Raw genomic sequence first — 9123 nt, 5'->3', positions numbered from 1 at the left:
GGTAATAGCACCTACTGGTTCAGGTAAAACAGAATGTTCTGTTATTCCTATTTTTTCACTAGTAAAAAAATCAAAAAAAATTGGAAAAATAAAAGTTCTTTACATAACCCCATTGCGAGCACTAAATCGAGATGTATTTAGAAGAATCACAAAATATGCTCAAAGCAATGAACTTTCTATTGAAATTAGACATGGTGATACAACTCAAACAGCAAGAAGAAAAATTTCTGAAAATCCACCAGACGTACTAATTACTACACCTGAAACCCTTGTTATTCTTCTAACTCAGATTAAGATGTTAAATGCCTTATCTGAACTTGAGTGGATTATCATCGATGAGGTACATGAATTACTTGGTAGTGAAAGAGGTTCTCAATTATCTCTTAGTATAGAACGATTGCAACTAAATTCAAAATTTTCACTTACAAAAATTGGATTATCAGCAACAGTTGGCAATATTGAAGAAGCTGGAAAATTTGTGGTTGGAACTAAAAGAAAATGTCAAATTATTAGAGATACTTCCATTAGAAAGTATGATGTTGAAGTTAAATTTGTTACAGGAACCATTTCAGACGTTGCAGAAAAAATCATCGAATACGTATTGGAATTAAACTTAGATTCCCCAGTTCTTCTTTTTACAAATACTAGAGGAGAAGCTGAATTCTTAGCCTCTATACTAAAAGAAAAATCTACTATTTCTATAGAATTACATCATGGTTCTTTATCAAAAGAAGTAAGAGAAGACACTGAGCTTTCTTTAAGAGAAGGTACGTGGAATTGTAGTTTGTACCTCTTCACTTGAATTGGGATTGGATATAGGTTCAATAGAATTAGTAATTCATTATGGTTCTCCTAGACAAGTATCAAAACTAGTTCAAAGAATAGGGCGTAGTAGACATAACAGAAATGCTACTGCTAAGGGGTTAATAATCACAAATAATGCTGATGATGAATTTGAAACAAGAGCAATACTAGATCGAATTAAAGATGGTTCGATTGAAGAACAAAAAATTCATGATGGCTCTCTAGATGTACTTGCACATCATCTTGTTGGAATGACAATGCAATTGGGAGAAATTCCAATAAATTTAGCATTAGAAACAATAACCAATGCATATCCTTTTAGAAATTTACAATTAGAAGATTTAGTGAATGTTTTAGATTTACTTGATTCTAATTATCTGCTATTCTTTGATAGAACAAAAATGATTTTTTGGAAAAAAGGACGTTCATTCAAATATTATTTTGAAAATCTCTCTACAATACCAGATATTCTTAAATTCAAAGTGTTTGACAGCGTAGGAAAAAAAATTATTGGATCCTTGGATCAGAGATTTGTAGGAGATTATGGAGATTCTGGTAATATTTTTGTTCTAAAGGGTTTACAATGGAGAATTCTTAATGTTGATGAAAAATCTCTATCAGTAAATGTTGAACCATTCAGAGGTGGAGGTATAACCATTCCATATTGGGAAGGAGAAAGTATACCAATTGATTATAACACTGCAAAAAAAGTTGGTTCATTTCGTAGTAAAGTAAAAAATGGATCATTGAAATTAATCAATAAAACTATAGAAGAATTAAGTTTTAATGAAATTCCAGATGAAAATAATATTGTTATAGAATCTAGTCGCTCCCAAGGTTCTATTGTGGTTCATTCTTGTTTTGGAACAAAAATTAATTCGACATTATCTGCATTACTTTCATCAATGATATCTTCAATGTTAGGTTCTATGGTTGATTCACGTTCAGATGGATACAGAATAGTATTATCTTCTAGATCAAGAATTTCCGAAAAACTATTCCTTGATGTTATAAATGACGATTATGATCTCTATTCTCTTGTATCTGCATCTTTAGTAGGTACTCATAATGTTAACTGGAAAACATGGTGTGTTGCAAAAAAATTTGGAGTTGTTGGACGAGGGGCAATCTATGAAAAAAAATCAGCGCGTTTTTTATATGAAAGATATGCTAAAACATCACTTGTAAAAGAAGCACTACGTGAATTGTTTCATGATAAATATGATCTTGAAAATACCAATAAAATTTTAAAGAAAATTCGTGATAATAAAATTTTAATTAAATGGTTAGAAATTGATAAATTCTCAAAATTAGCTGAACCGATTTTAGATCATACTTCAAAATATTATTCATCTCCTGCTAATCTTGACAAAGGTATAATTGATCTTGTAAAAGCTAGATTGGCAAAGACAAAACACAGACTTATTTGTGCACGATGTGGGAAGTGGGAACGAGTAATAGAGACAAATGAAGTCAAAAATATTCTGATCTGTCCCTATTGTAAGGCAAGACAAATCACTGCAACTTTTTATTCCGATTATGATCTTCCAAAAATAATTCGTAAAAAATACGAAGGAAAAAAACTCTCCTTCGATGAAAAACATAAGTTTGATCGAGCCTGGAAAGTCTCTTCTTTAATAGAAAATTTTGGAAAAATTGCAATAACTGTAATGTCTGGTTATGGGGTTGGTGCTGATACAGCTGCAAGGATTTTACGAAATATGGTTGATGAAGAACATCTCTTTAAGCAAATCTATGAAGCAGAAAGGCAATATGTTGTAACTAGAGGATTTTGGGATTCTTAATTTTTCTTTGTAATTTTAGAAAAAGCTGTAAGAGTCAATTCAATTCTTCCCTCCAATCCAGATTTTGCATTTACTCCTGTTATTGAAATAATCTCTCCTAATTCACATTTGTCAATCAGTCTAGCTTGATTTCTCCATCCCTTAACCCAAATTTGACCTGTATCATCCTCTACAAACATCTCTGATAATAGAATTGATTCTCCAGACTTAGTTTGAATTTCTCGTCTTTCTGGAATTTTAAGAACTATGGATTCTATACAATAATTTCCATCTACTTTAACTTCGTTAATTTTTGTTCTGATTTGTGACAAAGATGGAATCGATTCATCATTTTCTAATTTTCTTACAAATGAATTGTTGTCTAATGTAACAGAGTTTCCATAAACCTTTGATGGCATGCATTCTATGACGTCACCTTCATTGCATATGCTAGTGGAATTCGAGAAATCAGTAATATTGTAAATATTCTTTTTATTATCTACACCTAAAATCATATTCTTTCCACTTTCTGTAGTTGTAATTGAAAGAATTCTTGCAATTACTGGCTCTGCTTCTTTACCACCCTCAATCTGAATTATAGTTGAATCATTTCCATGAATCTCAAGTCCCTGATTTCCATTTTTTAATATTGACACCTAACAATCTCACTTTGGCATTCTGAGAAATCATATTTGGAATATCTGTTTCATCTTTTCCCCATAAAACTACCCTCATCATACCTCCATCTTTTCCCTTTAGCCTCATCCTCAGTGCTTTTCCAGGCTGACCTCGCGAATTTGTAAATTCCATACTACTTACGTTTCCATCTATTATTCCTGAAATCACAAGATCTTTTTGTCCTTCTTGTAATTCGTTAATGTCTTTTGTAATCTTGTCTATAGTTGGAATTTCACTTTTGTTATCTGTTAATTCAATATTAGAACCTGAACCTATATTGATAGTTGGGGAACCATTAAGATCTGATTTTACATATGCTTTGATAATTTTAATCAGATCACCTGGTTTGATATCTTCAATTCCAGGTAGATTTGCTTTATCGTCCCATAATTTTACACTGGCAGTAGAATTTGCATCATATACTGTCATGGTTCTAAGGTAAAAAGGTGAACCATCTTTACGAGAAAATTGCTTTGCAGGAGATACATTTAGAACTCTAGTTTCTAAGGATATTTCTTTCGCACCTGCATAAAGATCCTTTAATCCCATTTCTACTTTTAATGGTCCTGATAATGAAATTCCAAAATCAGATGCAATCAAAAATAAAGCTCCCTGATCTGTTAGATAACCTGCACCTATCTTTTCTTTTTTTTGTTTTATTTGCTCTTCAATATCTTTTCTAGTTAATTCTGGTTTTTGTTCCAATAATTTATTCACAAGAATATCAAACTCAGACAATTCATTGTCTGTAAACTAGTTCTATTAATAAAAATTTCATTATTGTTTTGTAGAATCTATGATATAATTTGATCGCAAAACCATATCTTGGTTGTTTATTCAGATATTTCTAATCCTATTAATGATGATTTATCTCATTAACTAAATTAGAGGGAAGATCGCAATCTATTTGATGTCCTGTCTTAATGTTGAACATTTATCAAAATTTTATGGATCCATAAAAGCCGTCGATGATGTTGTTTTATCTGTAAAATCTGGACAGGTTTTTGGATTTTTAGGTCCTAACGGTGCAGGAAAATCAACCACTATCAAACTTTTAACAACACTAATTCCACCTTCAAGTGGTTCTTTAACAATTTTAGGAATCAACGCAATTGAAAATCCTCTAGAAATTCGTCATAAAATAGGTGTAATATTACAGCAACCTAGCTATGAACCAACACTTACTGTTGAAAAATCTTTGGATAAATATGGTATGATGTGGAATGTTCCAAAAAATGAACGTAAAAAAAGAATGGAACAACTCTTAAAAGATTTTGATCTTGTAGATATTCGCAAGAAAAGAAACGAGGATCTATCAATTGGTCAAAGAAGACGAGTACAAGTTGCTCGAGAATTTATGCATGATATGGAGTTATTATTTTTAGATGAACCAACTGTAGGATTAGATCCTAGTGCACGAAGAAAATTATTGGATTATCTAAAAAATAAAGTGAAAACAGGTTTAACGATATTTTATACTACTCATATTCTAAGCGAAGCTGAATATCTTTGTGATGAAATAGCAATTATAGATAAAGGAAAAATTCTTACTGTGGATACACCTGAGGCATTAAAAAATAAATTTGGAAAAGAAAAAACAATAAAAATTCATTTATTAGAAAAACAAAATGAAATAACAAAACTTCTCTCAGGAATTGCTGATTGTAAAGTTGATTTTGATAATGGGACTAACATTGTTATTCATTCAGAACAATCTGAATTAGTATTATTGCATATTTTACGAATTCTCAATGAAAATCAAATTGAGATAGAAGATCTTTCTGCAGTTCCTACAAATCTTGAAGAAATATTTTTAAAAATGGTGAGTGATAATGCATCCAATAATTAGGCTTGTTAATAGAAATTTAACAATATCTATTAATCCTGGATTTTTAATTTGGCAAGTAATTTTCCCTTTGATTTACATTTTTGTTGCAGGTTTTGCTTACACATCATTAATTGATCAAGTTCCTTTTGGTGACAAAAATATTGATTACCCTACATTTTTGGCAACTGGAATGATTGGATTCAATATTATGAATAGTACTCTTATTTCGGGAATAATCATTTGGAATGATAGAAGACATGGCATGTTTGAACAAATAATGTCAGGACCGTTTACTCGAACTGATTATATTTTGAGTAATATTTGCACCATTGGAATTGTTGGCTTAGCAAGCGCATCACTTATTGCACTTGTTGGTTATCCTGTATTTTTTGATTCAATTGAATTTACTATAATTACAATTCCTATGATTGTTTTTGCAGCAATTGTAGGCTCTGTCCTGTTTGGTTCAATTGCATCAATAATTTCTACCAGACTTCGTTCTAGTGAAGGATTCAACGTAATTATTAATACTGTATTTTTATTTCTTGCATTTGTTAGCACTGCGTTTTATCCCGCATCAGGCTCACCTGAACCTCTCAGAACAGCTTTTTATCTCAATCCTCTGACCTATTTGGTTGATGTAATTCGTGCAGGTATTTTTGGTAACATTACAGAATTTGTAATAATGGAAATGGGGATATTAGTTGCTGCAGCTTCTGTATTATTTATAATTGCAGCAAAATTACTTACTAAATTAGACTTTTAATTATTAGGATTTGTGTCATTACAATTCTTGTATAGTTCATTTATTTTTTTAATTATATCTAGATTATCATATTTTGCTAAACTCAAATTTGGTATAACACAATGACCTCCTATAATCCCTGGATACATCTTTGGTCTGTTTCCTAAATTTTCATGAATCTCGTCTGCAAATTTCCACATCTCATCAAAATCTATTTTTTCTTTATCACAAATCATTTTTGTTATTTGGGCATAATTAATTAGCCATCCATAATATGTTGTATCTACTAAAATTTTTGCCAACTCGGCAGTTTTAGTAGTAGACATCCACTGTATCTTTTGGAATCTTTTCTCTAATCCAGATTTAATTTTTGAACTAATCTCAATTTTATCTGACGCAATAAATTTCGTATATTTTTTTATATCCTCCAAAAATCTTCTATGCACTCCACGTACGGGTGAAAATAAAATAGGCAAATCATATTTATCCTGAAGACTTTTTGTAGTGCCTGGTCTTACAGTGGAATGAATAACTACAACTTGCAAATCTTTAATTTTGTTAATCCATTTAGATGTAATTTCAATAAATTCATTTAATTCTCCAGGAAGGCAAACATGCAGATATTCTGGTTTTATAATAGATTCATTTTCTGAATAATTTCTACATTTTGATTTATCATTATCTATTCCAACACAATCAAAACCGCGTTCAACAAGTAATTCATAAAGCGTAGAACCCACTTCACCCATTCCTAATATGATATCAGTCATTTACTATCTCTAAAAATTATCAGTATTATATTCATGTTACAATTATGTTTTTTAAGATATGGTAGCCCTGCCCAGACTCGAACTGGGGTTAAGGGCTTCAAAGGCCCCTGTGCTTGACCGCTACACTACAGGACTATCAAAAAAGAGCAACATGATTCCCCTAATGAACTTTTTAATTATGACATTTCTTAACAAAAATCAATTCGTAACTATTTCTCAATAATTTGAATTAATTTTTGAACAGGATCTTCCATAGTGTTTGAAACTTTTCTTGCTTTTTTACTATAATTTTCATTAGATGATTCAAGCAACTTTCTTATTATTTTGTTAATTTTTTTTGGGTTTATTTCCCTTTTTCACAAGATTTTTCTTTACTAAATATTTCTCTACAATATTTGGGACAGCATTATAAGAAATGGTAGGAACACCTAGTAAAGCTGATTCTGCTGTCATTGTTCCACCAGATCCTAAGAAAACATTTGTTTCACTTAACAAATGCTTCCCATCAAATGACATTTTTATAATTTTTGCCTTTTTACCAAATAATTTTTTTAGATTTTTAATTTGCTCAGAATATCTTCCAAGAATTACAATATTTTCTTCTCCAAATTCATCAACAATCTCTTTTATTATTGGAATTATTCTTTTTGATTTTGTTGTATAAGCAGCTTGTTCTTCTTCAACTCTGATCAAAATATTTTTCTTATGATTATTTTTAAATGGTAATGGATCTTTTTGATTTATACGTCTTTTTATTGTAACAGCTGCATCTATTGCCTTGTATTGTATTATGTTTTTTGAATCTATTCCATATTTTGAAAATTCTTTTTTAGGAATAACTGATGGTATCAATAATTTTTGAATTAATGGCAATGTCAATTTCATTACTGCATTTGCATGTGGTGAATCACAAAATGCAATATGTTTAATTCCCATCCCAAATGATACTCTTGCTGCTTCAGGAGAACAGAAGCTAATTACCAAATCTGGGGAAAATTTGTTTATCAATAAAGATAATTTCTTTATACGATCAATACTAGCCTCAAGTTTACCATATTTTTCAGTTCCTCCATGTTTTCCTATACTAATTAAGTTAAAATTTCGGATTTTTGCTAATTTTGTAACCTCATCATATGAACGTGAAGTACACAAAACATTATGCTTTTTCCCTAATTTTTCAATTATTGGTTCAGAGAATAATAATTGCTTAGGAGTTAGAATATCGATCCAAATTTTCAAGTATTTTCCATTATTATGATAAGTTCAATAAGTTTTTCTTAGTCTATTACTAGCATTATGTGTAATGGGGGGCGCAAAAGTTGTTGTTTATGGTCTTAGTACAGAAGGTTATGCTATTGGATGTCAAATGGCAATAAAGGGTGCTGATGTATACATTATTGATGAATCAACACCATCAGCAATTTCTCTAAAAGCAGAAATCGCTAAAACTTATCCGAATGTATCTTCTCTAAAAGAAGATGAACCATTATTGGCAATGGAGCCAATTGATGTAGCTATTTCAAAAGCTCAATATCTCTTCTTTACACCTAGAATAAGAAAAACAGGACAAGATATCAAAACCGAAATTCATTCTAAATTCAAAGATGCCACAACCTCTTTAAAAAAAAATAGTTCTGTTATTTACACTCTACCTACTGGTTTTGGTGGAAACAATGAAAATATCTCACTGCTTGAACATGTAACTGGACTTGAGGTTGGAAAACAAATTTCTTACTTTTATTATCCATTAGAAGATCTTAATCAACAACCAAAATTTATTGGGTCCTTTAATGGAAAAGAAGATCCAACTTTATCTGAATTATTAACAACAGGAAAAAAAGAAAAAAAGTTTGTAGCTATTTCTTCATCTGAACATTTTCATGCAATTAATGTACTGTCTAGATTTTCTAGCCTTAGTAGCATTTTAGAGGTTTGTAGATACGTTCAAGATGATGATACTAAAAAAGATCTTTCTTCAGATGACTTTCAAGAAATCTTTCTTGACAATATGGTCAGTGGACTATTTGATCTAAAATCACTAGGCTCCTCATTTGAGAGTGCAAATACCCTCATGTATCTAATTAATGGAAGTGTAAAGGGAATTGATGGTTATATCAAGAAACTAATTGATGAAATTCGTTCTACATTAAAGAAAAATGATCTAAAAGCTAGCAGGACAAAAATTGCATTATCTTGGACACTTGATCAACATGAAATGCGTGGTGATAAAATTGAAATGTTGCAGAATTTAACTTCTAGACTGCGTGATTATATTGGAGATGTAGAAGCTTATGAGCATCTAAACTCTGATTTGTTTCATAGTGATAAAACTACAATTATTGTAGCATGCTCAAAAACAGATTTTGAAAATATCGAAAAAAATAAACAGGATACTAATATCATTGTAGTTAAAGCTAATCCTTTATGTGAGATTATTCAATAAGAGTATAAATTAGCTAACAGATCATTATGTTTGAATTGTCTGATGAAAATAATCTAGATGAAATTCCAGTT

Annotated in this window: 9 protein-coding genes and 1 tRNA gene; 5 read left to right on the top strand and 5 right to left on the bottom strand. The window is 30.5% G+C overall.

The genetic code is table 11. The features are described from left to right. The coding region (locus BG20_RS13130; protein WP_238527499.1) for a DEAD/DEAH box helicase at positions 1-802 on the top strand (802 nt) is incomplete at its 5' end. Between the two features lie 7 nt (positions 803-809). Then, positions 810-2609 carry a hypothetical protein gene (locus BG20_RS04200; RefSeq protein WP_238527498.1) on the top strand — a complete coding sequence of 600 codons (1800 nt, stop codon included), beginning with the start codon at positions 810-812 and terminating at the stop codon, positions 2607-2609. On the opposite strand, the gene BG20_RS13125 is transcribed toward BG20_RS04200, so the two are convergent. Together BG20_RS13125 and BG20_RS13120 are read right to left on the bottom strand one after the other, a co-directional pair. After that, positions 2606-3244, bottom strand: coding sequence for a hypothetical protein (locus BG20_RS13125; protein ID WP_238527497.1), 639 nt, complete (start codon positions 3242-3244; stop codon positions 2606-2608). The two genes, BG20_RS04200 and BG20_RS13125, sit on opposite strands and share 4 nt — an antisense overlap. After that, a complete protein-coding gene (locus BG20_RS13120) occupies positions 3210-4004 on the bottom strand; it encodes a hypothetical protein (RefSeq protein WP_238527496.1) in 795 nt (264 codons plus the stop codon). Before BG20_RS13120 ends, BG20_RS13125 begins: the two co-directional genes overlap by 35 nt. Positions 4005-4176: 172 nt before the next feature. Here BG20_RS13120 and BG20_RS04190 point away from each other — a divergent pair, with 172 nt between their 5' ends. Next, on the top strand, positions 4177-5115 hold the full coding sequence (locus BG20_RS04190) for an ABC transporter ATP-binding protein (RefSeq protein WP_010191298.1): 939 nt from the start codon (positions 4177-4179) through the stop codon (positions 5113-5115). After that, positions 5099-5860: an ABC transporter permease gene (locus BG20_RS04185; RefSeq protein WP_010191297.1), complete on the top strand. Its 762-nt coding sequence runs from the start codon at positions 5099-5101 to the stop codon at positions 5858-5860. The genes BG20_RS04190 and BG20_RS04185 overlap by 17 nt, the downstream gene beginning before the upstream one ends. On the opposite strand, the gene BG20_RS04180 is transcribed toward BG20_RS04185, so the two are convergent. The 3 genes from BG20_RS04180 to BG20_RS04170 form a co-directional block, all read right to left on the bottom strand. Further along, positions 5857-6609 carry an NAD-binding protein gene (locus BG20_RS04180; protein WP_010191295.1) on the bottom strand — a complete coding sequence of 251 codons (753 nt, stop codon included), beginning with the start codon at positions 6607-6609 and terminating at the stop codon, positions 5857-5859. The two genes, BG20_RS04185 and BG20_RS04180, sit on opposite strands and share 4 nt — an antisense overlap. Before the next feature lie 59 nt (positions 6610-6668). Next, a tRNA-Gln gene (locus BG20_RS04175) sits at positions 6669-6744 on the bottom strand. A 192-nt stretch (positions 6745-6936) separates the two neighbouring features. Next, positions 6937-7848, bottom strand: a complete 912-nt coding sequence (locus BG20_RS04170) for a DUF354 domain-containing protein (RefSeq protein ID WP_010191293.1) — start codon at positions 7846-7848, stop codon at positions 6937-6939. 64 nt (positions 7849-7912) lie between these two features. Between BG20_RS04170 and BG20_RS04165 the strand changes: the two genes are divergently transcribed. Then, positions 7913-9052: a hypothetical protein gene (locus BG20_RS04165; RefSeq protein WP_010191291.1), complete on the top strand. Its 1140-nt coding sequence runs from the start codon at positions 7913-7915 to the stop codon at positions 9050-9052. Positions 9053-9123 lie beyond the last annotated feature (71 nt).

Origin of the sequence: Candidatus Nitrosarchaeum limnium BG20, assembly GCF_000241145.1 — an archaeon.
GTDB classification, from domain to species: Archaea; Thermoproteota; Nitrososphaeria; order Nitrososphaerales; family Nitrosopumilaceae; genus Nitrosarchaeum; species Nitrosarchaeum limnae.
This window is presented reverse-complemented; position numbering and strand designations above follow the sequence as displayed.